At 59.4% G+C, this 24984-nt stretch carries 25 protein-coding genes; 13 read left to right on the forward strand and 12 right to left on the reverse strand.

The features are described 5' to 3' along the window. Window positions 1-39: 39 nt before the first annotated feature. Window positions 40-1251, forward strand: coding sequence for a 23S rRNA pseudouridine(2605) synthase RluB (rluB, locus tag BFL40_RS13125; protein ID WP_071484392.1), 1212 nt, complete (start codon window positions 40-42; stop codon window positions 1249-1251). 129 nt (window positions 1252-1380) lie between these two features. Here the strand turns inward: rluB and BFL40_RS13130 are convergent, their stop codons facing one another. Together BFL40_RS13130 and BFL40_RS34095 are read right to left on the reverse strand one after the other, a co-directional pair. Further along, on the reverse strand, window positions 1381-2340 hold the full coding sequence (locus BFL40_RS13130) for a CgnE/CgnB domain-containing protein (RefSeq protein WP_071484393.1): 960 nt from the start codon (window positions 2338-2340) through the stop codon (window positions 1381-1383). Between the two features lie 73 nt (window positions 2341-2413). Then, entirely contained in the window at window positions 2414-2551 is a 138-nt protein-coding gene (locus BFL40_RS34095) for a hypothetical protein (protein WP_003175756.1), read from the reverse strand. A 648-nt stretch (window positions 2552-3199) separates the two neighbouring features. On the opposite strand from BFL40_RS34095, the gene BFL40_RS13135 reads away from it, so the two are divergent. The 3 genes from BFL40_RS13135 (at window position 3200) to arfB (ending at window position 5836) form a co-directional block, all read left to right on the forward strand. Next, window positions 3200-4621, forward strand: coding sequence for an amino acid permease (locus tag BFL40_RS13135; protein ID WP_071484394.1), 1422 nt, complete (start codon window positions 3200-3202; stop codon window positions 4619-4621). Between the two features lie 105 nt (window positions 4622-4726). Further along, a complete protein-coding gene (locus BFL40_RS13140; RefSeq protein WP_071484395.1) occupies window positions 4727-5410 on the forward strand; it encodes a pentapeptide repeat-containing protein in 684 nt (227 codons plus the stop codon). A gap of 12 nt (window positions 5411-5422) precedes the next feature. Next, a complete protein-coding gene (gene arfB, locus BFL40_RS13145) occupies window positions 5423-5836 on the forward strand; it encodes an alternative ribosome rescue aminoacyl-tRNA hydrolase ArfB (RefSeq protein WP_016975416.1) in 414 nt (137 codons plus the stop codon). Here the strand turns inward: arfB and BFL40_RS13150 are convergent. Further along, window positions 5833-7029, reverse strand: a complete 1197-nt coding sequence (locus tag BFL40_RS13150) for an MFS transporter (RefSeq protein ID WP_071484396.1) — start codon at window positions 7027-7029, stop codon at window positions 5833-5835. The genes arfB and BFL40_RS13150 overlap by 4 nt on opposite strands. A gap of 104 nt (window positions 7030-7133) precedes the next feature. Then, complete coding sequence (locus BFL40_RS13155; RefSeq protein WP_071484397.1) at window positions 7134-7316, reverse strand: hypothetical protein; 183 nt, start codon at window positions 7314-7316, stop codon at window positions 7134-7136. A gap of 14 nt (window positions 7317-7330) precedes the next feature. On the opposite strand from BFL40_RS13155, the gene BFL40_RS34100 reads away from it, so the two are divergent. Beyond that, window positions 7331-7654, forward strand: a complete 324-nt coding sequence (locus BFL40_RS34100) for a hypothetical protein (protein WP_071484398.1) — start codon at window positions 7331-7333, stop codon at window positions 7652-7654. A 25-nt stretch (window positions 7655-7679) separates the two neighbouring features. Here BFL40_RS34100 and BFL40_RS13165 read toward each other — a convergent pair whose 3' ends face one another. Then, window positions 7680-7991, reverse strand: coding sequence for an Mpo1-like protein (locus BFL40_RS13165; protein ID WP_071484399.1), 312 nt, complete (start codon window positions 7989-7991; stop codon window positions 7680-7682). A gap of 160 nt (window positions 7992-8151) precedes the next feature. On the opposite strand from BFL40_RS13165, the gene BFL40_RS13170 reads away from it, so the two are divergent. Beyond that, complete coding sequence (locus BFL40_RS13170; RefSeq protein ID WP_071484400.1) at window positions 8152-9210, forward strand: AraC family transcriptional regulator; 1059 nt, start codon at window positions 8152-8154, stop codon at window positions 9208-9210. Here the strand turns inward: BFL40_RS13170 and BFL40_RS13175 are convergent. The 7 genes from BFL40_RS13175 to BFL40_RS13205 all read right to left on the reverse strand — a co-directional run bounded on the left by BFL40_RS13175 (window position 9167) and on the right by BFL40_RS13205 (window position 17363). Continuing rightward, on the reverse strand, window positions 9167-10621 hold the full coding sequence (locus BFL40_RS13175) for a TrkH family potassium uptake protein (RefSeq protein ID WP_071484401.1): 1455 nt from the start codon (window positions 10619-10621) through the stop codon (window positions 9167-9169). The two genes, BFL40_RS13170 and BFL40_RS13175, sit on opposite strands and share 44 nt — an antisense overlap. An 863-nt stretch (window positions 10622-11484) precedes the next feature. Continuing rightward, the gene (locus BFL40_RS13180) at window positions 11485-12822 is read right to left on the reverse strand and encodes an imelysin family protein (RefSeq protein ID WP_071484402.1); all 1338 of its coding nucleotides are present in this window, start codon (window positions 12820-12822) and stop codon (window positions 11485-11487) included. Between the two features lie 127 nt (window positions 12823-12949). Then, window positions 12950-15001, reverse strand: a complete 2052-nt coding sequence (locus BFL40_RS13185) for a putative bifunctional diguanylate cyclase/phosphodiesterase (RefSeq protein WP_071484403.1) — start codon at window positions 14999-15001, stop codon at window positions 12950-12952. Between the two features lie 174 nt (window positions 15002-15175). Then, complete coding sequence (locus tag BFL40_RS13190) at window positions 15176-15439, reverse strand: hypothetical protein (protein WP_235864689.1); 264 nt, start codon at window positions 15437-15439, stop codon at window positions 15176-15178. Window positions 15440-15581: 142 nt separating this feature from the next. Continuing rightward, a complete protein-coding gene (locus tag BFL40_RS13195; protein ID WP_016975406.1) occupies window positions 15582-16178 on the reverse strand; it encodes a superoxide dismutase in 597 nt (198 codons plus the stop codon). 178 nt (window positions 16179-16356) lie between these two features. Next, window positions 16357-16956 (reverse strand): LysE/ArgO family amino acid transporter, encoded by a 600-nt coding sequence (locus BFL40_RS13200; protein WP_071484405.1) that lies wholly within the window; start codon window positions 16954-16956, stop codon window positions 16357-16359. 5 nt (window positions 16957-16961) lie between these two features. Next, window positions 16962-17363 (reverse strand): ACT domain-containing protein, encoded by a 402-nt coding sequence (locus BFL40_RS13205; protein ID WP_071484406.1) that lies wholly within the window; start codon window positions 17361-17363, stop codon window positions 16962-16964. Between the two features lie 99 nt (window positions 17364-17462). Here BFL40_RS13205 and BFL40_RS13210 point away from each other — a divergent pair, with 99 nt between their 5' ends. The 7 genes from BFL40_RS13210 to BFL40_RS13240 all read left to right on the forward strand — a co-directional run bounded on the left by BFL40_RS13210 (window position 17463) and on the right by BFL40_RS13240 (window position 24984). Then, complete coding sequence (locus BFL40_RS13210; RefSeq protein ID WP_071484407.1) at window positions 17463-18356, forward strand: LysR family transcriptional regulator ArgP; 894 nt, start codon at window positions 17463-17465, stop codon at window positions 18354-18356. 52 nt (window positions 18357-18408) lie between these two features. Next, window positions 18409-19407, forward strand: coding sequence for an NAD-dependent epimerase/dehydratase family protein (locus BFL40_RS13215; RefSeq protein ID WP_071484408.1), 999 nt, complete (start codon window positions 18409-18411; stop codon window positions 19405-19407). 127 nt (window positions 19408-19534) lie between these two features. Then, window positions 19535-20380: an ATPase gene (locus BFL40_RS13220; protein ID WP_071484409.1), complete on the forward strand. Its 846-nt coding sequence runs from the start codon at window positions 19535-19537 to the stop codon at window positions 20378-20380. A gap of 114 nt (window positions 20381-20494) precedes the next feature. After that, the gene (locus tag BFL40_RS13225) at window positions 20495-21754 is read left to right on the forward strand and encodes a D-mannose isomerase (RefSeq protein ID WP_071484410.1); all 1260 of its coding nucleotides are present in this window, start codon (window positions 20495-20497) and stop codon (window positions 21752-21754) included. A gap of 104 nt (window positions 21755-21858) precedes the next feature. Then, on the forward strand, window positions 21859-23145 hold the full coding sequence (locus BFL40_RS13230; protein WP_071484411.1) for an ABC transporter substrate-binding protein: 1287 nt from the start codon (window positions 21859-21861) through the stop codon (window positions 23143-23145). 92 nt (window positions 23146-23237) lie between these two features. After that, window positions 23238-24146: a carbohydrate ABC transporter permease gene (locus BFL40_RS13235; protein WP_071484412.1), complete on the forward strand. Its 909-nt coding sequence runs from the start codon at window positions 23238-23240 to the stop codon at window positions 24144-24146. Further along, window positions 24139-24984 (forward strand): carbohydrate ABC transporter permease, encoded by an 846-nt coding sequence (locus BFL40_RS13240; protein ID WP_071484413.1) that lies wholly within the window; start codon window positions 24139-24141, stop codon window positions 24982-24984. Before BFL40_RS13235 ends, BFL40_RS13240 begins: the two co-directional genes overlap by 8 nt.

Consider the following 24984-nt stretch of genomic DNA (forward strand, 5'->3'; position numbering starts at 1 on the left):
CAGGCCACGCCTGAATCGACCCACCGGGAGGTGCTTAAGATGAACGACAAAGACCAGAACGACAGCCAGGAAATCGGCCCAGCAGGCGAAAAACTGCAAAAGGTGCTGGCACGTATCGGCGTGGGCTCGCGCCGCGACGTCGAAGCCTGGATCACCCAGAAGCGCATCAAGGTCAACGGCGTCGAGGCTACCCTCGGCCAGCGCGTCGACCTGCATGACGCAATCACCATTGATGGCAAGGTCATCAAGCGTGAAGAGGCCGCCGAATCGGTGCGCCGCGTCATCATGTACAACAAGCCTGATGGTGAAATCTGCACCCGTGACGACCCGGAAGGCCGTCCGACCGTGTTCGACAAGATGCCAAAGCCGAAAGAGGGCCGCTGGATCAACATCGGCCGTCTCGACATCAACACCACCGGCTTGCTGATGTTCACCACCGACGGTGAGTTGGCTAACCGCCTGATGCACCCGTCCTACGAGATGGACCGTGAATACGCGGTACGTGTTCGTGGTGAAGTCGATGACGAGATGATCGAACGCCTGAAAGCCGGCGTAGTTCTTGAAGACGGCCCGGCCAAGTTCACCGACATCAAGCAAGCTCCCGGCGGTGAAGGCTTCAACCACTGGTACCACTGCGTGGTGATGGAAGGCCGTAACCGTGAAGTACGTCGCCTGTGGGAATCCCAGGGCCTGGTGGTCAGCCGCCTGAAGCGCGTGCGTTTCGGTCCGGTGTTCTTGAACTCCGACCTGCCGATGGGCCGCTGGCGCGAAATGAGCCAATACGAAGTCGACATCCTCAGCGCCGAAGTTGGCCTGACGCCAGTCGCCATGCCGCAGATGAACGCCAAGAGCAAAGACAAGCTTGAGCGTATGCAGCGTAAATCGTCGCGCCCTGTGGCCCGCACCGAACGTGTTGCCCGCACGCTGCGCCCAGCGCTGAATGCACCGGCTACCGGTGGTCGTATCTCCCGCGAGCCGCAGATCGAAGGTGAGCGTCGCCCAACCGCGCCATCGCGTCAGGAAGGTGATCGTGCCCCACGCACGCCGCGTCCAGCCCCGGCGGGTGGTCGCAGCAACCGTGGTGAAGCGGATCGCCCAGCTGACAACGCCAGCACCAAGCGCCCAGCCAAGCCGGCGGCGAACAAGCGTCCTGGCCCGAAACTGGTCGCGGACGAGCCGTCGGGCAAGCGCCGTGGCGCACCGGCCGGTTCCGGCCAGCGTCCTGGTTTTGGTCGCAAGAAGCCGCAGTGATTTAGTCGCTGCATAAAAAAACGCCAACCCTAGGGTTGGCGTTTTTTTTAGACCTGGAATTTGGTAACCCAATCAACGGTGGGAGCTGGCAAGCCAGCTCCCACCGTTGTATCTCCAGCGTTCATGAGGTCAGAACGCAAATGTCCCGTCAAACACCGGCTTGTCATCCAGCGCCAACACTCCGCTGGCAAAGATCAAGTCCAGGTGATGGCTGCCTTTCTGCCCGCCGCCCAGGCCCAAGTGCAGTCCGCAATGGCGCTCCTCGAAGCCTGCATTGCGCGCATACAGGTCCTTGACCCCTTCGTTGGTACCAATCCCCAATTCCTCCACACGCCGGTTCGATGGGTTGGCATTCAAGTATTTGTTGAAGTCATCCGCGAGCCCCGGCACGTCACTGGCGACGCTGCAGATGGTCGAGTTCTCGATCCACAGCTCCAACGGTGATTGCAGCACGCCATATTTACGTGCGAAGGGGATGGTGCTGAGAAAGGTGCCGACAAACCTCACCTGGCCGTTGATGGCCTCGCTGTGGGTGGCGATCTCGCCGGGGGCCAGGTCGTGGTTGCCGACACCATTGATGTTGGTCCACTTCTTGATGCTGCTCATCGGCGTCTCAAGGCGTGAGCCGTGCTTGTCGGTAAAGCTCAGCACGTTGGCCTGGGACATACGCCGGATCAGCGTGGCGTTGAGGTCGGCAATGCGCTGCGGTTCGACGCTGAAGGTGTCGTAGAAATAGTCGCCATAATCCTTGAACAGCAGGGATTTCTTCCAGTGCTCGGCCATCACGCCTTGCAGGGCGCGGATAAAGTCCGGGCCTTCGGCGCGTGGGTTGGGCAATGTCGAGGAGTCGTAGAGAAACAGGTACAGGTCGCAGGTGCGGATGGCCTCTGTGAGGGCCTCGCTGGCAGCCAGGTCCAGACGCTGCACCTGGAAGTTGAAACGGGCGGCGCTGCCGTGTGTGATCGCCTGGGCGATGGCGTCGTAGCGCTCGGTATGGCCCAGCAGCACGGTCGGGCGGCTCAGGCCGTTGAGGGCCGGGTGGTGAGCAAGGTAGTAGAGGAAGTGTTCGACGGCGCGGGCCTTGTCCATGACGGGTGTCCTTCTGTGCCTTGGGTAAGGGGGCAGGTGCCGTGCACAGCACCTGCCGGATGCCTGCCGGTTTCTAGAAAGGCCACATCGCGGTGCCAAAGGGCACAACGGCATCGGCTTGCATCATTTCAACGGCGGCCTCATGGGTCGGCGCTTCAAACCAATCGTCGAGTTGCAGTTCGGTTTCCAGGTCGTTTTCCAGTGCTTGCATGGTGTATCTCCTAGAGGACGTTGTTTGAGAACGGCTTGCCAGCGGGCTTCGCTGGGCAAGTGAGAGAACCTAGGAGAGTGTGTTTCGGAATGCAAAATATTTATTGACACGGTCTCATTTGGATTTTTTGTTCTGTTTTTTCGCCGTTCTTTTTATCCAGAAAAAACAAAGTATTGGTGAGGGTAATTCGTCGGAAATTTCCTACTGACATTTTTCCGTTTACTGACGGACTATGTCCGGCTGTAACGCTTATTTTCCGCCTTGTAACGATTAATTTACGGAAAAAGCGCGGCATTATTGAGGGGTATCACGCTGTAAGGAATGCCTGACAGATTGTCACGGGCGCATCCCGAGGGCGGCCCGAAGCTGTTGAGCGGTGTACAATGCGCCGCGTTTTACTGTGACCCCCCTTGCGTACCCACGCAAAAGGCCAAGACCTCAGGGTTTATCCCCCCTGATCACTCCGCCTGGCCACGAGCCAGACGGGTTCGATTTCGTCACAGATAAAAACAAACAGGTGACGCATGACCGTTAGAAAGACGCTGTACTCCTGGTGCCTGCGCTGGGGTTTGAGCGGCGCTGCTTGAGTCGAGATTCACGGCAGCAACGTGCATTCAACATCATCAAACCTTGCGTGAGACCCTTTTCATGAGTGGACCCCATTCCTCTTCAGGCGAGCTGAAACGCGGCCTGAAAAATCGGCACATCCAGTTGATCGCCCTCGGTGGCGCCATCGGCACCGGCCTGTTCCTGGGCTCGGCCGGGGTGCTCAAATCCGCCGGCCCGTCGATGATCCTGGGCTATGCCATCTGCGGCTTTATCGCCTTCATGATCATGCGCCAACTCGGCGAAATGATCGTCGAAGAGCCGGTCGCCGGCTCCTTCAGCCACTTTGCCCACAAGTACTGGGGCGGTTTCGCCGGCTTTCTGTCGGGCTGGAACTGCTGGATTCTGTACATCCTGGTGGGTATGTCGGAGCTGACGGCCGTCGGCAAGTACGTGCACTACTGGTGGCCGGAGATCCCGACCTGGGTTTCGGCGGCGGCGTTCTTCGTGCTGATCAACCTGATCAACCTGGCCAACGTCAAAGTGTTTGGTGAAGCCGAATTCTGGTTTGCCATTATCAAAGTGGTGGCTATCGTCGGCATGATCGCTCTGGGCAGCTATATGCTGGTGAGCGGCAGCGGCGGCCCGCAAGCTTCGGTCAGCAACCTGTGGGAGCACGGCGGCTTTTTCCCCCATGGTGTGGGCGGTTTGGTGATGGCCATGGCGATCATCATGTTCTCCTTCGGCGGCCTGGAAATGCTCGGCTTTACCGCTGCCGAAGCTGACCAGCCGCGCACTGTGATCCCGAAGGCGATCAACCAGGTGATCTACCGCATCCTGATTTTCTACATCGGTGCACTCGTGGTGCTGTTGTCGCTGACACCGTGGGACAGCCTGCTGGCGACTCTCAACGCGTCCGGCGATGCCTATAGCGGCAGCCCGTTTGTGCAGGTGTTCTCGATGCTGGGCAGCAACACGGCCGCGCACATCCTTAACTTCGTGGTGCTGACCGCTGCGCTGTCGGTGTACAACAGCGGCACGTACTGCAACAGCCGCATGCTGCTGGGCATGGCCGAGCAGGGCGATGCGCCCAAGGCCCTGGCCAAGATCGACAAGCGCGGTGTGCCGGTGCGTTCGATCCTTGCTTCGGCGGCCGTCACTCTGGTGGCGGTGCTGATGAACTACCTGATCCCGCAACACGCGCTGGAACTGCTGATGTCGCTGGTGGTTGCCACGCTGGTGATCAACTGGGCGATGATCAGCTTCTCCCACTTCAAGTTCCGCCAACACATGAACCGCACCGGCCAGGTGCCGCTGTTCAAGGCGCTGTGGTACCCGTATGGCAACTACATCTGCCTGGCGTTCGTGGCGTTTATCCTGGTGATCATGCTGATGATTCCGGGGATTCAGGTGTCGGTGTACGCGATCCCGGTGTGGGTGGCGTTTATGGCGGTGTGCTACTGGATCAAGAACAAGCGCAGTGCCGAAGCGGCGCTGACCACTGCGAGTGCGGCGTTGAAGTAAGCTGCCTCCCGTAATATAGAAAACCCGGCGCCTTGCCGGGTTTTTTGTGGGCGCGGGCAGGTTAGACTCGCGCCTCGTTTCAATCGACTCTTGCCGGGAGGCCTCATGCAGCACACCGATATCGACGGTGGCATCTTTCAGCGTGACGACTTGGAAGACCTGATCGACCAGCACAGCGGGCCCTTGCGCCTGATGGGCGTTGACTTGAGTGGGGCCGATCTGTCACGGATGGTGCTGGATCACTGGGTGTTCGAACGCTGCATTTTGGCCCAGACGTCTTTCCTCGGCTCGCGTCTGGAAGGCAGTCAGTGGAAAAGTTGCCGGGCCGGCCACGCGGTCTTCGAGGCGGCGAACCTACTGGAAGCGCAGTTCGACAGTTGCGATCTGAACAACACCCGTTGGCAGCGTAGCAAGCTGTCCCAGGCCAACTTTGAGCACTGCAAGCTGACCGGCGCCAACTTCACCCATTGTGCGTCCCTGGGCCTGAGCTTCAACGAAACCCGGCTCAACAGCGCCTTTTTATCCGGGCTGTCGTTTGCCCGAACAGTGCTGAATAACCTGGATTTCTCCGACAGCGACCTGTCGGATGCCGACTTTCGCAAGGCTGAACTGATCGACTGCAGCCTCGCCCACGCCCGCATCAATGGCGCCAATTTCGCCGGTGCCGACCTGCGCGGCGCGGATTTGAGCGGGTTTCGCCTCAATGATGCCAAACTGTTCAAAGGCGCCGTGATTTCCAAAGCCCAGGCGTCGATGTTGTTATCCGAGTTGGGCTTGTCCGTTGCTTAAGGTTTTTGAGTCATGCTGGTAATTTCCAACAACGTGCACTTGCCTGATGCCGAGATCGAGCTGACCGCCATTCGCGCCCAGGGCGCCGGCGGGCAGAACGTCAACAAGGTGTCGAGTGCGGTGCACCTGCGTTTTGACATTCCGGCATCGTCATTGCCGGAGTTTTACAAGGAGCGGTTACTGGCGCTGCGTGACAGCCGGATCACCAGCGAAGGCGTGCTGGTGCTCAAGGCCCAGCAATATCGAACCCAGGAACAGAACCGTGCCGATGCGCTGGAACGCCTGGTGGAATTGATCCTCAGCGCCACCAAGGTCGAGAAAAAGCGCCGCCCGACCAAACCCACATTGGGTTCGAAAAAGCGCCGGTTGGAATCCAAGACCAAGCGCGGCAGCATTAAAGCCGGGCGCGGCAAAGTGGATTTCTAGGCGTCGCGGGCTTCACGGGCCTTGGGCGCTTGCCGGTACAGGTACACACTTAGCAGCAAGCCACCTGCGGCTGCGAGGGCGGCGAACAGGAAGATCGACGCAAAGCCGAAGCCTGCCGCCACAGCCCCAGCCAGCGGGCCGGTGATCCCCAACGATAAGTCGATAAACAGCGAGTAAGCCCCCACCGCCGAACCACGGCTGGAGGCCGGCACCAGGTTGACCGCCTCCACCCCCAGCGCCGGAAACACCAGGGAAAAGCCGAACCCGCTCAATGCCGCACCGGCCAATGCCAAGTGGGCATCCGGTGCCAGCCACAGCAACAGCAGGCCAAGGATTTCCACCGACAGGCAGGCAATCGCCACGCGAAAGCCGCCGATACGGTTGATCAAGTTGCCGAACAGCAGGCGCGCGCCGATAAAGCTGGCACCGAACAGGCTCAAGGCCCACACCGCGTTATCCCAATGTTGGGTGGTGTAATACAGGGTGATAAAGGTGGCGATGGTGCCAAAGCCGATCGAGCCCAACGCCAGCGCACAGCCGTGGGGCAGCACTCGGCCCAACACATTCATGAAAGGTAGGCGCACTCCGGCAACAATGGGTGCTGCTTCCTTGTTCCAGGCCAATAGCAAGCCCAGGATCGCCAGCAGGATGATGCTGACGCCCATGCTCCACAGCCCGAAATAACTGACCAGCAGCACCCCAAGCGGTGCGCCGACGGCCAGTGCGCCGTAACTGGCGATACCGTTCCACGAGATGACTTTGGCCGTATTCGCCGCGCCAACGCGGCCGATGCCCCAGCCAATGGCACCCGAGCCCACCAGGCTTTCGGCGCTGCCCAACACCAGTCGGCCGATCAGCAAGCTGCCGAGGCTGATGGCCGGCAGGCTTGAAAACCACGCGGCCAGCAACATGAACACGCCACTCAGGCCACAGCCCACCAAGCCGATCAGCACCGCACGCTTGCTGCCCAGGTTATCGATGATTTTTCCGGCATAGGGGCGGCTTAGCAAAGTGGCCAGGTATTGCACGCTGATCACCAGGCCTGCGATGACTGCGCCATAGCCCAACTGACTGTGGACATAGCCCGGCAGCACGGCCAGGGGAATGCCGATATTCAGGTAGCCGATAAAGGTGAACAAGACGATGGAAACAACTTGCAGCGTGACCGCCATGGGGCGCTGGGTTTCTGGCATGGGAGAGGTCCACTGTCGCAGCAGTAAAAGATAGGCTGCTAATAATACCGGCGCTTTGGTCGGGCAGGGCGGCAAAAAATCAAAAACGTCAGATCAAAAAGACATCAAGGTTGGGCAGGGGCCAGCAGTTGCGTGGTTACCAGCGCAGCCAGGGCATTTTCCTGGGTGCCGAAGCGCTTGAGCAGCACGGCTTGTTTGTCCGCGCTGAGGCGGTTCCAGACGTCGACCATCTGCAAGGCAGCGTCGAGTACAGCAGCATCCGGGGTGTTGGGGAGGGTATCGGTCATGGCGGGTATCTCAGGTGATTCAGGCAGTGTGGAAAGCGCTCAAAGGTGCGCTTTCCACACAGTCTGGTACGGCGTCAGTCCTGGCTTTCGCTGTCGACTGGTTTTGCTTCTTTGGCCTCAGGCTGCTCGTTGCCGGCCTGCTGCGGTGTTGGCTGCTCAGTTGGGTGCAGGCTTGGGAAGGGGAGATTAGGTATCTCGTGCATCGTCGTCGCTCCTCGCAAGGTCTGTTTTTTCAATCGCAGGTGATTCCGCGCTCTCAAAAAGCCTTGGCAGGATACAGCACTGAAAATGACAAAAAGATTTTAATCTCGGCGGATGTACGAATTTTCATCGTTTAAACGCAAGTGACATGAGGTCACACCCTTAGAACGGCACCTTGCCAAGGATCATGTCGCGGTACATCACAAAGTCCCCCAGCAAGCTGTAGAACGGGTGCTGAAAGGTCGCCGGGCGGTTCTTTTCGAAGAAGAAGTGGCCAACCCAGGCAAAGCTGTAACCGGCGATCGGCAAGGCCAGCAGCAGGCCCAATGAACCTCTGCCGATGGCATAGGCCAGAATGCCAATCACCAGCGTGGTGCCGATAAAGTGCAGGCGTCGGCAAGTGCTGTTGCCGTGCTCACTCAGGTAGTACGGGTAGAAATCGGCGAAGCTGTTGAATTGCCTGATATTTTCCACGGTGGCTGGCCCTTTGATTGTTAGGCCGCCCAACAGATGTTCGGCGGGGAGCTTATTTGAGTCTAGAGTGATCAGTGGTAACAGCCAGTGACAATAGATGCCACTTTAGTATCCTTGGCTTCCTGGCTGCCGTTTAAGCCTGCTTTTTTAAGAAGACGCCATGAGCGAACGAACAACTTCTGCAAGCTGGGCGATGGGGATAGTCAAGGCGTTGGAAATGGACGGCCTGGACTGCCGTGCCTTGTTCAAGCAACTGGGCCTGGACTACGCAGCCCTCAGTGACCCCGATGCGCGTTTTCCGCAAGACTCCATGACCCGGTTGTGGCAGCGGGCAGTGGAGTTGTCGGGCAACCCGGCGATTGGCCTGAACATGGGCAAGGTGGTGCGCCCTGCGTCGTTTCATGTGGCCGGTTATGCGCTGATGTCCAGCAATACGCTGGCCGAAGGTTTCATGCGCCTGGTGCGCTACCAACGGATCATCGCCGAAAGCGCCGACTTGAGTTTCCGACTATTACCTGAAGGCTATGCGCTGATTCTGACGGTGCACGGCGATCACCTGCCGCCGACCCGGCAAAGCGCCGAAGCTTCGTTGGCCAGTGCGCTGGCGTTGTGCGGCTGGCTGACCGGCCGCACCCTGCAACCGCGCAAAGTGCTGGTGCAGGGCGACCAACCGGCGGACCTGGCGCCCTACAAGCAGGCGTTTCATGCGCCGCTGGAATTTAACGCGCCCTATGACGCACTGATTTTTGAACGGGCCGACATGGAAGCGCCGCTGCCCACGGCCAATGAGGCCATGGCGTTGTTACACGATCGATTTGCCGGCGAGTACCTGGCGCGTTTTTCTGAAAGCCGCGTGACCCACAAGGCGCGACAGGTGTTATGCCGTCTGTTGCCCCAGGGCGAGCCCAAGCGCGAAGTGGTGGCCCAGACCCTGCACCTGTCCCAGCGCACCTTACAGCGGCGGTTACAGGAGGAAGGCACCAGCTTCCAGACCCTGCTCGACGACACGCGCCGCGAACTCGCCGAGCAATACCTGGCGCAGCCGAGCATGACCCTGCTGGAAATTGCCTATCTGTTGGGTTTTGCCGACCCGAGTAATTTCTTCCGCGCGTTTCGCCGCTGGTTCGATGCCACGCCCGGCGAATACCGGACGCGGTTGCTGGAAGCCTCGACGGTCAGTGACGCCAAAACGCAGGAATGCACAGAACAAAGACTGTGATGATTTCCAGGCGACCCAACAGCATGCCGAACGACAAGATCCACTTGGCCGCATCCGGCAGGCTGGCGAAGTTACCGGCTGGGCCAATGGTTTCGCCCAGGCCCGGGCCGACGCCGGACACGGTACTGGCGGCGCCGGTCAGAGCAGTCATCCAGTCCAGCCCCAGCAACGACAGGGCCAGGGCGATGGCGCAGATGGTGATGGCGAAGAAAAACGAGAAGGTCAGAATCGACCGCACGATCTCCTCGTCGAGGCGATGGCCGTTGTACTTTTGCTTGATCACTGCCCGTGGGTGAATCAGCTGGTTCAAGTTGGCCTTGAGCAGGATATAGGCGACCTGGAAGCGGAAGATCTTGATTCCGCCGGCCGTCGAGCCCGAGCAGCCGCCGACAAAACCCAGGTAGAAGAACAACATCAGTGAGAAGTTGCCCCAGATGCTGTAGTCCCCCAGCGCAAAACCGGTGGTGGTTACCACTGATGTGACGTTCACTGCCACATGGCGCAGCGCGTCCAGCCAGTGCAAATCGGTGGTCCACCAATACCAGGTGCCGAGTACCAGCCAGGTCACGATCAGCAAGCCGAGTAAGCCTTGCACCTGCTGATCCTTGATCAATGCCCGACGGTTGCCGCGTAACGTCGCCACATACAGGGTGAACGGCAAGCTGCCGAGAATCATCACCACTACCGCCACCCAGTGCACCGCCGGTTGTTTCCAGTGGGCCAGGGATTCATCCGAGGTGGAAAAGCCACCCGTGGAAATCGCTGACATTGCGTGGTTGATCGCATCGAACAGGCCCATCCCGGCCCACCAGAACGCCAGGCTACCCAGGATGGTGATACCCACATATGTCGCCACAATCAGCCGCGCCACCATGTGTGAGCGCGGCATGACCTTTTCCGAGCGGTCTGAGGACTCGGTCTGGAACAGGCGCATGCCACCAATGCGCAGCAGCGGCAGGATCGCCACCGCCATGCCGATAAAGCCGATGCCGCCGAGCCAGTGCAGGAGCGAGCGCCACATCAGAATGCCGGGGGACATGCTGTCCAGGCCGCTCAATACGGTTGACCCGGTGGCGGTGATGCCGGACATGCTTTCGAAAAAAGAGTCGGTGTAGCTGATGTGCTGGGTCAGCAAAAAGGGCAGCGCGGCGAAGATGCACACCACCAGCCAACTGCTGACCGTCAGCAGGTACATGTCGCGGGGGCGTAGGTGTACGTGTTCGGGGCGGCCGGGGATGACCAGGGCCAGGCCTGCGATAAAGGTGATCATGCTGGCCCACAGGAACGAGGGCAGGTCGCTGGTGCGTTCGAAGATCACCAGGGTGGCCATCGGGATGACCATGGCGATCGCGAGGGTGATCAGGAAGATGCCGATGATGAAACCGATGATGCGTAGGGTCGGCAACGCCATGAAATTTGCTCGGGTGGTAGGCTAATGAGGCGCCATTCTACCTGCGGTGGGGGGGGTGTAAACCTTGCGGGCTGTTCTGTGTGTATATCCGTTGCTGCGGTCACGGCCTCTATTGGTTCCGCCCTTACGGCGGGTCACTTTTGGAAAAGAGTCCCAAAAGTAACCAAAAGGGCTCTTGCCCCACCACTCGGCACCTCGCCTAGGCTCGGTGTGCCCGCACGCAGGCTTGAATCCGTGGGCCGCCGCGATGGGCCATCCTTGGCCCAGCGCGGCTAACCCGGCGTCCTGCCGGGTCACCCACGGATTCAAGCCTGCGTGCGGCCAGCGTGGTTAATGGGGCGCCTGAGATCAAGATCAAAAGCAAAAGCACGGCGGCCTGAAAGCCGACCTGAGTGGTGTGGATCAAAAGCCAGATCAGAAGCAGGGCAGATTGCAGTTTCCCTGATGTATGGAACTCCCACATTCCGATCGCTTTTGATCTACACCACTCAGGTTGGCTTTCAGGCCGCCGTGCTCTGCTTTTGATCTTTTTGATCTTGATCTTAGGCGCCCCATTAACCACGCTGGCCGCAAGTAGGCACGGTGGAGCGGGTAAACCGGCAAGGATGCCGGTTTAGCCGCGCTGGGCCAGGGATGGCCCATCGCGGCGACCCGCGCAGCCGTGCCGGAGTGCGGGCACACCGAGCCACAGCGAGGTGCCGAGTGGTGGGGCAAGAGCGTTTTGCTTACTTTTGCGCTGTTCAAAAGTGAGCCGCCGTAAGGGCGGAACCATACGCGGCCGTGACCGCAGCAACGGATATGTACCCAAAAGCCCCCATAAAAAAAGGCGACCCAAAGGCCGCCTCATTCAACACAACACTAGATCAAAACTCGTGATCAGCATTATCCGGGTTCAAATCACTGATCCCCAACTTACCCGCAGCCGCCTCAATCGACCCCGTCTGCTTAACCAACGCAGCGATTGCGTCACGCACGATCTGATTGCCCTTGTCGTTACCGGCGGCGATCAACTGGTCGTAGTGCTCACCGTTGTTGGCGTGATCAACCATGACCTGGATCTTCGCTTCAGTCGACGCCAGGTCAGCCTTCAGCGCCGAGTCGGCAGCCGGATCAACTTTGGCCACCAACGAGGACAAGCTGGCGCCAGTCATCTTGTTGCCGTCAACACGGGTGTACTCACCCAGATAAACGTTACGAATACCCTTGGCATCGTAGAAGTGCGAGTTGTGGGTGTTGTCGCTGAAGCAATCCTGCTCGTCTTCCGGCGAGTTGGCCTCCAGGGAAACTTTCATACGCTCACCGGCCAGTTCACCCAGGGACAGGCTGCCCATGCCGAACAACATCTTACGCAGACCGTCGGTGGCAGGTTCTGCCTCCAGGGTGGCGCGGTAGTTGTCTTCGACGTTGGGTTTCCAGTTGCCGACCATTTCTTCCAGGTCGCTGACCAGCAATTGGGTCACGGCGCGCAGGTAAGTGCGGCGGCGCTCGTTGTGGCCACCGGTAGCACCGTCACCGGTCATGTAGTCCGAAGCCGGGCGGTTGCCCGCGCCTGGGCCGGTGCCATTGAGGTCTTGGCCCCACAGCAGGAATTCAATGGCGTGGTAGCCGGTGGCGACGTTCGCTTCGGAACCGCCCAGCTCATTGAGGCTGGCGAGTTTTTCCGGGGTGATGTCTTTGACGTCGACCTTGTCTTCGCCGACCTGGATCTGGGTGTTGGCGATGATATTGGCGTTGGCGCCTGGGTTACCCAGCGCGTGCTCGTAGGATTTGTCGACGTAGTCGATCAGGCCTTCGTCCAAAGGCCAGGCGTTCACTTGGCCTTCCCAGTCGTCGATGATGGTGTTACCGAAACGGAACACTTCGCTCTGCAGGTACGGTACGCGAGCGGCGACCCAGGCGGTACGGGCCGCTTTCAAGGTTTGATCGTTCGGGTTGGCGAGGAAGGTGTCGATCGCAGTCTGCAGGGTTTTCGCCGTAGATTCGGCATCGCTGTACACCGCGAACACCATGTCAGCGTAATGCGCGACCACGGCCTTGGCAGCAGCCTCATCAACCTGGCCGGCGGCTGCCGCTGGAGCGGTAGTGCTGGCCGTCGGGGTCGGCGCTTGAGGCGCGGCGGCCTTGTCTTTACCTTCGCCGCAACCGGCGAGAGAAATGGCAATGGCCAGCAGACTGGCGGTGGCCAGGGGCATACGAATCATGGCGAACATCCTGCTTCGGTTGTTGAGAGGGCGCGCGGGGGAGCGCAAAAACTGCGACATAATGCGAAAGATTTGCATTTTGTGTAAAGGGTTATACGTGGGAAATATTTAGTATCGTTTGGTTATTTCAGAGAATCGCCGCGTTATTACGCTCGGCATGTTTCAAGAAAGCCGCCAACTCCCGAGCTTGCAGCGGTTTGCTGTAGTGGTAGCCCTGGCCCTCGTGGCAGCCCTCAGAAATGATGTAGGCCTCCTGCTCGGCGGTTTCCACGCCCTCGGCGATCACCTGCATGCCCAGGCTTTTGCCCAATTGGATGATGGCGCGCACGATGGTTGCATCGTCGTCGTCATCCAGCAGGTCCTGGACGAAACTCTTGTCGATCTTGATTTTGTCCAGCGGCAGGCTTTTCAGATAGCTCAAGGACGAATAGCCGGTGCCGAAGTCATCAATGGCGATCAACGCACCGGAACGACGCAGGCTCAGCAAGTGCTGGGCGGCGGTGCTGATGTCTTCCATCAGGCCGGTCTCGGTGACTTCAAGCTCAAGGCTACGCGGCGGCAGGCGGTAGATCTGCATCAGGTTGTTGATCACCCGTGGCAACTCGGTGTGGTGCAACTGCACGGTGGACAGATTGACCGCCATGCGCAGCGTGGTGAAGCCCAGGTCATGCCATTCGCGCAATTGTCGGCAGGCCTGGTCCAGCACCCATTCGCCAATCGGGATAATGGTGCCGTTTTGTTCCGCCAACGGGATGAACAAGTCCGGCGGCACCAGGCCGTGTTCCGGGTGTTGCCAGCGGATCAGCGCTTCCACGCCGACCACGCGGTGGTCGCGGTAGCTGATCTGCGGTTGATACACCAAGTGGAACTGTTCACGGCTCAGGGCATCGCGCAGGTCTTTTTCCAGCTCGCGACGCCGACGCATTTCACTGTCGACGCTGGCGATATAGAACTGATAGCGGTTGCGCGAGCGGCTTTTGGCCAGGGTCATGGTCTGTTCGGATTTTTGCAGCAACTTCTCGGTGCTGTCGCCGTCTTCCGGGAACAGGGTGATGCCGATGGTCGCGCGCAGGCGGATCTGATCCTGGTCGAGAGCGAATTCGGCCTCCAGGTCATCCAGGATGCTTTGCGCCAGTTCGGCGGCTTCGTAAGGTTGGTCGATATCGGCCTGCACCAGCGCGAATTGGTCGCCGCCCAGGCGCGCGAGGGTGCCGAGACGGCCGCTGTGGGCGCGCAAGCGATCAGCCAGGGCCAGCAGCAATTTGTCGCCGGCTTGGTAAGTGAACTGTTCGTTGACGCTTTTGAAGTCATCCAGCCCCACGCACAACACCGCGACTCGGCGTTGCCGACGACCGGCGTCGATCAGGATCTTGTCCAGCTGTTCCTGCAACTTCTGACGATTCGGCAAGCCCGTGAGGAAATCATACTGGGCCATACGCAGCAGGCTGGATTCTGCTTCGTGACGCAAATGGGTGTTGCGTTCGATGGATTCGAGCAATTGGTTGGCGGTGTTGATCCACAGCCCCAGTTCGTTGCGTTCGTGCCCTTTGAGCTGGGGAATTTTGTGCTCGCTGGGCCGATCCGGGTTGATCGAGGTCAGGTGCTCGATAATCCGCGACAGCGGTTTGGTCAGCAGCCAGTGATAGACCAGGTACAACACAAGACCCATGGCCAGGGCGCGCAGCACGCCGGAAATAAAGATGATTACCGAGCTGACAAGAAAACCTTTGCCGTAGTTGGCGGTGTCCAGGGTGATGCTCAGGTCGCCGTAATACTCGCTGTAGGGGCCTTTGCCGACTAATGAGGTGGTGAAGGTGCGCTCCTGGCCAAGAATCAGGTCGGTCAGCCAGCGGGTAGGCGATTGCTGCAACGCACGGGTTTTTTCCGCAAGCATGGTTTCGTTGGGATGGCCAATGGATGCCATGCGCACGGCATCGTCCTGAAACAGGCCTTCGATCACCTGCATGCCCATCTCGCGGTCCAAGCTGTAGACGGCCTGGGTCGAGGGGTCGCGAAACATGTCGAGAATACGCTGGGCATCGCCTGCCACGGCCTGGCGCGTCTTGTAGGCATCGAAAACGATTTGCGCTGCGCTCAACGCCACGCCCACGATCAATGCCGACAGCAGCACAACCCGTAGCAACTTCACCGACAAGCTGTTCCTGAGTTCCAGCTTCAAAGGGTCATTCCTTGTTCCATGCGGGTAGCCTCAATATGCCATGAGTATTGGCAATCTCGTGATGGCAGTCAAAGGAACATTAGGGCATCGGCGGGTTTGACGAGGAACTTGAGGCGGGTAGGGGTCAGGCGGATGTATATCCGCCTGCCTTGGTCAACTGCGCGGGCACGGGTGTTACGAGAAATTGATATTCACGTTGCTGCTGGCCGCGTTGCCGTTTGCAAAATCCACGGGCTTGTTGTGGTTATGGGTATCTTCATGGGCGATTTTGTTTTGACCCGCGTCCCCCCCTTTACCGCCCGATTGCGCCTGGACCAATTGACCGATCGTTTTGGCGATCTCGGTGACGGCTTTGAGGGCCTCGCCAGCAACGGGCAAGGCTGCTTTGGCCAGGTCGCCAACCATAGGGAGTGCTGAAGCTAGTGCGCCAATGGACATAGTAATTTCTCCGACAGGTACGAGAGGCGAATTCCTCACACTGACTACGTGGCACGATCTGCGCACTGAGTTCCAATGACGTAATCAGCGCCCATAAAAAAACCCGGCAAAATAGCCGGGCTCTTTTTACTGCAAGCGTTGCTTAGGCAGTGAAGGTCTTGCCTTCGAACTGCTCAGCCACGAACTTCCAGTTGACCAGGTTCCAGAACGCTTCCACATACTTTGGACGCACGTTGCGGTAGTCGATGTAGTAAGCGTGTTCCCAGACGTCGCAGGTCAGCAGCGGGGTGTCGCCGTTGGTCAGCGGGTTGCCGGCGCCGATGGTGCTGGCCAGGGCCAGGGAACCGTCAGCCTTTTTCACCAGCCAGCCCCAACCGGAACCGAAGGTGCCGACGGACGTCTTGGTGAATTCTTCCTTGAACTTGTCGAACGAACCGAAGGCTGCGTTGATGGCTTCAGCCAGCGCGCCGGTAGGTTGACCGCCGGCGTTTGGCGCCAGGCAGTTCCAGTAGAAGGTGTGGTTCCAGACCTGAGCGGCGTTGTTGAAGATGCCGCCCGAAGAAGATTTGACGATCTCTTCCAGGGTCTTGCCTTCGAACTCGGTGCCTGGCACCAGGTTGTTCAGGTTCACGACATAGGTGTTGTGGTGCTTGTCGTGGTGGAATTCCAAGGTTTCCTTGGAAATGTGCGGCTGCAGGGCATCGTGTGCGTAGGGCAGCGGCGGCAATTCGAAAGCCATGATGATTCTCCTAATCAGGTCAGTTGCGGTGAGCGCAAGGCCGATCACGGGCGGCCAAACAAGCGCCGGGGAGTTTGTACTCTTTGCGGCGCAGGGGCTGGATCATAGCACCGGGGGTGCGGCAAAACCACGCAACAACTGTGTGGAATAGAGGTTCCAGAGCGTTTTGGAATATTCGTCAAGCGCTGATCAATTGATAGGCCACGCTGAACATCATCGCGGCGACTAAAAGGTCCAACAGCCGCCAGGTGGCGGGGCGTGCCAGCCAGGGTGCCAGCCACGCCGCCCCGAGCGCCAGGGTGGCAAACCACAGGAACGACGCACTGGCGGCACCGGCCACATAGGCACCCGGTTCAGTTTGTTGGGCGCCCAATGAGCCAATCAGCAGCACCGTATCCAGATACACATGGGGATTAAGCAGTGTCACCGCCAGGGCACTGAGCATCACGACCCGCAATGAGCGCACCTTGAGGTTTCCTCCTTGCTCCAGGCTTTGTTTCGAAAACGCCCGACGCAGCGCCAGGGTGCCGTACCACAACAGGAAAGCCGCGCCGCCCCAGCGGGCAATCGCCAGCAACAGCGGGTTTTGCGCCAATACCGTCGCGAGGCCAAATACCCCGGCAGCCACCAGCAATGCATCGCACACAACACACAGTGCCGCGACGGGCAGGTGATGTTCACGGCGCAGGCTTTGCGCCAGCACAAAAGCATTCTGGGTGCCGATCGCCATGATCAGGCCGAGGGCCACCAATAGCCCGTTCACATAGCTCTGCCACATAGGAATTACTCCGTGTCCGCTGCCAGTTGCCGCAGTACGCCCATTGCGCGCTCGGCATCGGTACGGCCGACAAACAGATGGTCGTGGTAATAGCCGGCAATCACGTTGCAACTGATGCCAGCTTTGCCCAGCGCGCCGGCGAACGCGGCGGTCAGGCCTACGGCTTCGAGGGCTGAATGCACATTCAGGGTGATCCACGCGGCGATGTACTCGAAGGCCAATCCTGCCTGTTCTGCCTGTTGGCGCTCGACAATCAGCGTCAGCCCTTCCTGTTCGCGAAAGCTTCCGATCACCTCGCAACCTGGCGGGATGCGGTTGTCGGGCAGGGTGCAGAACACATAATCGCCGTCATTCAGATGCGGGCTCATGCTGCGCAGCAGGGTTGCCAGGGCGGTTTCGCCAGCCATGTGAGGATTCCTTTTAAAGAGAGAAGCAATGCTGGCCATTCTCACGGGCTAAGCTGTATAAGAAAAACCAATATTACTGATCGCTCATTAGAGAAACTGATGTTCGACTATAAATTGCTTTCTGCCCTGGCGGCGATCGTGGAGCAGGCTGGCTTCGAACGTGGTGCACAGGTGCTGGGGTTGTCGCAGTCGGCGATCTCCCAGCGCATCAAGCTGTTGGAAGCGCGTATTGGCCAGCCGGTGTTGGTGCGGGCTACACCGCCGACGCCCACGGATATCGGCCGACGCCTGCTCAACCACGTGCAGCAGGTGCGGTTGTTGGAGCGCGACCTGCAAAGCCAAGTGCCGGCGCTGGACGAGGAGGGCATGCCCGAGCGGCTACGCATCGCCTTGAATGCCGACAGCCTCGCCACGTGGTGGGCAGAGGCTGTCAGCGGTTTTTGCGCCGACCAACATTTGCTGCTGGACTTGGTGGTGGAAGACCAGACTGTCGGCCTCAAGCGCATGCGCGCCGGTGAAGTGGCGGCCTGTATCTGTGCCAGCGAACGACCCGTGGCCGGAGCGCGTAGCCTGTTGCTTGGCGCCATGCGCTATCGGGCGTTGGCCAGCCCGGCCTTTATTGCCCGGCATTTCCCTGAAGGCGTGCGTGCCGATCAATTGGCGCGAACGCCAGCGCTGGTATTCGGCCCGGATGATTTCCTGCAACACCGCTACCTGGCTTCTCTGGGTGTAGATGGTGGTTTCGAACACCATTTATGCCCCTCGTCCGAAGGTTTTATCCGGCTTACAGAAGCCGGTTTGGGCTGGGGCCTGGTGCCTGAATTGCAGGTGCGCGACCAGTTGGAAACGGGCGTTTTAGTCGAGTTATTGCCAGATAAGCCCATCGATGTGCCGCTGTACTGGCATCATTGGCGCAGTGGCGGGCAACTGTTGGGCCTGTTGACCGACCATCTGGCCCAGGCGTGTGGCCAATGGTTGGTGCCGTTGGAGTGATGGCGGGCGTCAAGGCAACAGCGATGAAAAACGAAAGAACACGGGGTAATACATGAAAATTCTGGTCACCGGCGCAAGCGGCTTCATCGGCGGACGCTTCGCGCGTTTCGCTCTGGAGCAGGGCCTGGACGTGCGGGTCAACGGGCGGCGCGCTGAAGGTGTAGAGCACCTGATACGGCGCGGTGCCGAGTTTATCCAGGGTGATCTGAATGATGCCGACCTGGTGCGCGACCTGTGCCGTGACGTCGAAGCCGTTGTGCACTGCGCTGGTGCCGTCGGGCTGTGGGGGCGGTATCAGGACTTCCACCAAGGCAATGTGCTGGTGACCGAAAACGTCGTGGAAGCGTGCCTTAAACAACGGGTCCGGCGCTTGGTGCACCTGTCGTCACCGTCGATCTACTTTGACGGTCGCGACCACCTGGGGCTGACCGAAGAGCAAGTGCCCAAACGCTTCAAACATCCCTACGCCGCCACCAAATATCTGGCGGAGCAAAAGGTGTTCGGTGCCCAAGAGTTCGGCCTTGAAGTACTGGCACTGCGTCCGCGTTTTGTCACCGGCGCCGGTGATATGAGCATCTTCCCGCGCCTGCTGAAGATGCAGCGCAAGAACCGCCTGGCCATCGTCGGTGACGGCCTGAACAAGGTCGACTTCACCAGTGTGCACAACCTCAACGAAGCGTTGCTCAGCAGTTTGCTGGCGACCGGCTCGGCGTTGGGCAAGGCCTACAACATCAGCAACGGCACGCCGGTGCCGGTGTGGGATGTGGTGAACTATGTGATGCGTCAGATGGACCTGCCCCAGGTCACCCGTTATCGATCCTACGGTTTGTCCTACAGCGTGGCCGCGTTGAACGAGGCATTCTGTGCGATGTGGCCGGGGCGACCGGAGCCGGCGTTGTCGCGGCTGGGCATGCAGGTGATGAACAAAGATTTCACCCTCGACATCAGTCGAGCGAGGCATTATCTCGATTACGAGCCCAAGGTCAGCCTGTGGACTGCCCTCGACGAGTTTTGCGGTTGGTGGAAAGCCCACGACCCGGGGCTAAAGTAAGCTCACAAGCAGCAACACATCAGGAACCGAATGGGTGGTTCCGGGTCGATCAATGCGGTGGGAACGCGGTTTATACTCCGGTTGCTCGGCTTTCCACATAGCCATCTCATTGATTCAAGGTTGATTCATGCGTAACGATGCTAAAGACGATTTCGACAATGTTCCCAGCCTGCGGGCCGACCACGGGGACGATGATGATTTCGAGCCGACTCCCGCGACATCGGTGCGCTCGAGCAATACCAAAGTGGTCAAGGTCAAGAGCGCCAGCACCGGCCCGCTGTGGGCATTGGTCGGCGCGCTGCTGATCGCCTTCGCGGGCCTCGCCTGGTGGAGCTTTCAGCAGATTTCCCTGATGGGTCAGCAACTGGTCGCCACCCAGGAAAGCTTCGCGCGCATCAGCGAAGAAGCGGCGGGGCGCTTGCAGGATATTTCCGGCAAGGTCGTGGCCAGTGAGGCCAGCGTGAACACCGGCAGTGAAGCGCTCAAGTTGCAGATCAAGCAGTTGGAAACTCAGCTGCTGGAACAGGGCAAGCAGCAAGTCGGTGTCGCCGGCCAGACCACTGCGCTGGACCAGCGCCTGGCGCAAATGACGGCCGGCACCACTGACCTGTCGAACGCGAATGCCAAGCTGCAAGGTCAAGTCCAGGCCCTGACCGAGGCGGTGGCAACCCTCAAAGCGGTACAGGGTGACGCGGGTAAGCGCGATACCGAGATCAAGGACTTGTCCGCCGACGTGGCCGCCCTGAAGAAACAGGGTAACCCGGCTGCGGCCATTGCCCGTCTCGAACAGGACCTGGTCGTGCTCAAAAGTGCTCAAGACAGCCAGCCGGTAAATAGCGATGTGCCGACCAACAAAGAGTTTGACGTGTTCCGCATCCAGACCACCCGCAACATCACTACCTTGCAGAGCCAGGTGCAGAACCTGAATCAGCGCCTCAATGCGCCAGCAGCTGTCACGCCGCTCGGTCAATAAGCCTGGTCGGGAAATGTCACCGTCCGGTGACATTTCCCATCCCCTTCGTTACTTGCCCTCGTCCCGCCCTTGTTTAGACTCCGGTCATCCCACAAAAAATAATAAGGGCTACCCATGACTACGCAACCACTGCCTGCCAGCAGTTGGCTGAACGCACCTGCCCATCACGCTTGGCTCGCCAATGAAGGCCAGCGCTTGCTGTCATTCGCCAAAGCCTCTCGTCTGCCTGACGGTTTTGGCAACCTGGATGACAAAGGCCAACTGCCGGCCGATGCCCACGCCGAAACCATGAACACCGCTCGCATGACCCACAGCTTCGCCATGGCCCATGCCATGGGGTTGCCGGGTTACGCCGAGCTGGTGGCACATGGCGTTGCGGCCCTCAGTGGCCCGTTGCGCGATAGTGAGCATGGCGGTTGGTTCGCAGCTCCCCGAGCACTCGATGGCAATAGTGGCAAGGCTGCTTACTTGCATGCCTTCGTGGCCCTGGCTGCCAGCTCTGCGGTCGTGGCTGGTGCGCCCGGCGCGCAAAGCCTGTTGACCGACGCCGTGCATATCATTGACCAGTTCTTCTGGAGCGAGGAGGAGGGCGTAATGCTCGAATCCTTTGCCCAGGACTGGACCGCTGTCGAAACCTATCGCGGCGCCAACAGCAACATGCACGCCACTGAAGCTTTCCTGGCCCTGGCCGATGTCACCGGTGACACCCGCTGGCTCGACCGTGCTTTGCGCATCGTGGAGCGTGTGATTCACACCCACGCCGTCGGCAACCGGTTCATGGTGATCGAGCATTTTGACGCCCAGTGGAACCCCTTGCTCGGCTACAACGAAGACAACCCTGCCGACGGCTTCCGACCCTACGGCATCACCCCCGGCCACGGTTTCGAATGGGCGCGGCTGGTGCTGCACCTGGAAGCCGCACGCCTGCAAGCCGGGCTGGCCACGCCGGACTGGCTGGTGACCGACGCCAAGGGCTTATTCGCCAGTGCCTGCGAATACGCCTGGGCTGTAGATGGCGCCCCCGGCATCGTCTACACGCTGGACTGGAACCAACGCCCGGTGGTGCGCGAACGCCTGCACTGGACCCATGCCGAAGCCAGCGCCGCTGCCCAGGCGTTGCTCAAACGCACCTCTGATGCGCATTACGAAACCTGGTACCGGCGCTTCTGGGAGTTTTGCGAAACTCACTTTATCGACCGTATCCACGGCAGTTGGCACCACGAACTCAGTCCGCACAACCAGCCCAGCAGCAAAATCTGGGGCGGCAAACCAGACCTGTACCATGCCTGGCAAGCGGTCGTGCTGCCTGCACTACCCTTGGCACCCAGCATGGCCAGTGCATTGGGCGCTGGGCGTTATGTCACCAGGTGGTGACATTTGTACGTCCCTTTGTTACCTGCGCCTTAAACATCCCTGTTTAAACTCCGTGCAGCGCAAGCTCTAGACTTGCATGCATAACAACAAAAAAAGGTACTCAGATGAACGCGATTAATCGCCTCGCCGTCGCTATTTCCATTGCCTCGTTGTTTCCCCTCAGTGCATTTGCCGCCGACTCGAAAGGGACGGTTGAAGTTGTGCATTGGTGGACCTCCGGCGGTGAGAAAGCGGCTGTAGATGTCCTGAAGGCCCAAGTTGAGAAAGACGGCTTCACCTGGAAAGACGGTGCCGTCGCAGGTGGCGGTGGCGCCACGGCCATGACCGTGTTGAAAAGCCGCGCGGTTGCCGGCAACCCACCAGGCGTTGCTCAGATCAAAGGCCCGGACATCCAGGAATGGGCGTCGACTGGCCTGCTCGACACTGACGTCTTGAAAGACGTGGCCAAAGAAGAGAAGTGGGATTCCCTGCTCGACAAGAAAGTCTCCGATACCGTGAAGTACGAAGGCAACTACGTTGCCGTACCGGTCAATATCCACCGCGTGAACTGGCTGTGGATCAACCCGGAAGTCTTCAAGAAAGCCGGTATCACCAAGAACCCAACCACCCTCGAAGAATTCTACGCAGCCGGCGACAAGCTGAAAGCTGCGGGCTTCATTGCGCTCGCCCACGGTGGCCAGCCTTGGCAGGACAGCACTGTATTCGAAGCCGTCGTATTGTCGGTGATGGGTGCAGATGGCTACAAGAAAGCCCTGGTTGACCTGGATAACGCTGCGCTGACCGGCCCGGAAATGGTCAAGTCGCTCACCGAGCTGAAGAAAGTCGCGACCTACATGGACGTCGACGGTAAAGGCCAGGACTGGAACCTCGAAGCAGGCAAGGTCATCAATGGCAAGGCCGGCATGCAGATCATGGGTGACTGGGCCAAGTCCGAGTGGACCGCGGCCAAGAAAGTCGCCGGCAAGGACTACGAGTGCGTAGCCTTCCCAGGCACCGACAAAGCCTTCACCTACAACATCGACTCCCTGGCGGTGTTCAAGCAGAAAGACAAAGGCACTGCTGCGGGTCAGCAAGACATCGCCAAAGTCGTGCTGGGTGAAAACTTCCAGAAAGTCTTCAGCATCAACAAGGGTTCGATCCCGGTGCGGACTGACATGCTGGAAAAAATGGCCTCCTACGGTTTCGACTCTTGCGCCCAGACCGCAGCCAAAGACTTCCTGGCTGACGCCAAGACCGGCGGCCTGCAACCAAGCATGGCGCACAACATGGCCACTACCCTGGCGGTGCAAGGTGCGTTCTTTGATGTCGTGACCAACTTCATCAACGACCCGAAAGCCGACCCGGCCGACACCGCCAAGAAACTTGGCGCTGCGATCAAGTCTGCCAAGTAACGGTTAGCACTGCTGGTCCTTGTGAGGGGAAACCCCCTGACCCCTCACAAGGCATGCTCCTGTAGTCCTATTTACCTGTACTGGATTTTCCCATGAGTTCTGTTGCTGTGTTCAGCAAGGCCTCGCCGTTCGATGCACTGCAGCGCTGGCTCCCCAAACTGGTGCTGGCGCCCAGCATGTTCATCGTTCTGGTGGGCTTTTACGGCTACATCCTGTGGACGTTCGTTCTGTCGTTCACCACCTCCACGTTCCTGCCAAGCTACAACTGGGCGGGGCTTGCGCAGTACGCGCGGTTGTTCGACAACGACCGCTGGTGGGTAGCGAGCAAGAACCTCGCGGTGTTCGGTGGCATGTTCATCGGCATCACCTTGGTGATCGGCGTGACGCTGGCGATTTTCCTCGACCAGAAAATCCGTCGCGAAGGCTTTATCCGCACCATTTACCTGTACCCGATGGCGCTCTCGATGATCGTTACCGGTACCGCCTGGAAATGGCTGCTCAACCCGGGCATGGGCCTGGACAAACTTCTGCGGGACTGGGGCTGGGAAGGCTTCCGTCTCGACTGGCTGATCGATCCGGACCGTGTTGTGTACTGCCTGGTCATCGCCGCAGTCTGGCAAGCCTCGGGCTTTATCATGGCGATGTTCCTGGCTGGCCTGCGCGGTGTTGATCAGTCGATCATCCGTGCCGCCCAGATCGACGGCGCCAGCCTGCCGCGTATCTACTGGAGCGTGGTGCTGCCAAGCCTGCGTCCGGTGTTCTTCAGTGCGGTGATGATTCTTGCGCACATCGCGATCAAGAGCTTCGACCTGGTGGCGGCGATGACGGCCGGTGGTCCGGGCTACTCGTCCGACTTGCCTGCGATGTTCATGTACTCGTTCACCTTCAGTCGTGGCCAGATGGGCATGGGCTCGGCCAGTGCAATCCTGATGCTCGGCGCGATCCTCGCGATCATCGTGCCTTACCTGTACTCCGAGCTGAGGACCAAGCGTAATGACTAGTCTCGCTTCCAAACCTTCCATCAGCCTGAGTCGCATCGCGATTTACGCGGTGCTGATCCTCGCCGTGTTGTTGTACCTGGTGCCGCTGGTGGTGATGTTGCTGACCAGCTTCAAGACCCCGGAAGACATCAGCACCGGCAACCTGCTGAGCTGGCCGACCGTGGTTACCGGCATTGGTTGGGTCAAGGCCTGGGCCACCGTCGATGGCTACTTCTGGAACTCGATCAAGATCACCGTTCCGGCGGTAATGATCTCCACTGCCATCGGTGCGTTGAACGGCTACGTGCTGTCGTTCTGGCGCTTCAAAGGCTCGCAGTTGTTCTTCGGTTTGCTGTTGTTCGGCTGCTTCCTGCCGTTCCAGACCGTGCTGCTGCCGGCATCGTTCACCCTTGGCAAGATGGGCCTGGCCAGCACCACCACGGGCCTGGTGTTTATACATGTGGTCTACGGCCTGGCGTTCACCACGCTGTTCTTCCGCAACTACTACGTGAGCATTCCGGATGCGCTGATCAAGGCGGCACGCCTGGATGGTGCCGGTTTCTTCACCATCTTCCGTCTGATCATCCTGCCGATGTCGACCCCGATCATCATGGTCTGCCTGATCTGGCAGTTCACCCAGATCTGGAACGACTTCCTGTTCGGTGTGGTGTTCTCCAGCGGCGACTCCCAGCCCATTACGGTGGCGCTGAACAACCTGGTCAACACCAGCACCGGGGCCAAGGAATATAACGTGGATATGGCGGCGGCGATGATCGCCGGGCTGCCGACCCTGCTGGTCTATGTGATCGCAGGCAAGTATTTCGTGCGCGGCCTCACGGCCGGCGCGGTCAAGGGGTAA

The sequence above is a fragment of the Pseudomonas costantinii genome (assembly GCF_001870435.1).
Taxonomy (GTDB): Bacteria; Pseudomonadota; Gammaproteobacteria; order Pseudomonadales; family Pseudomonadaceae; genus Aquipseudomonas; species Aquipseudomonas costantinii.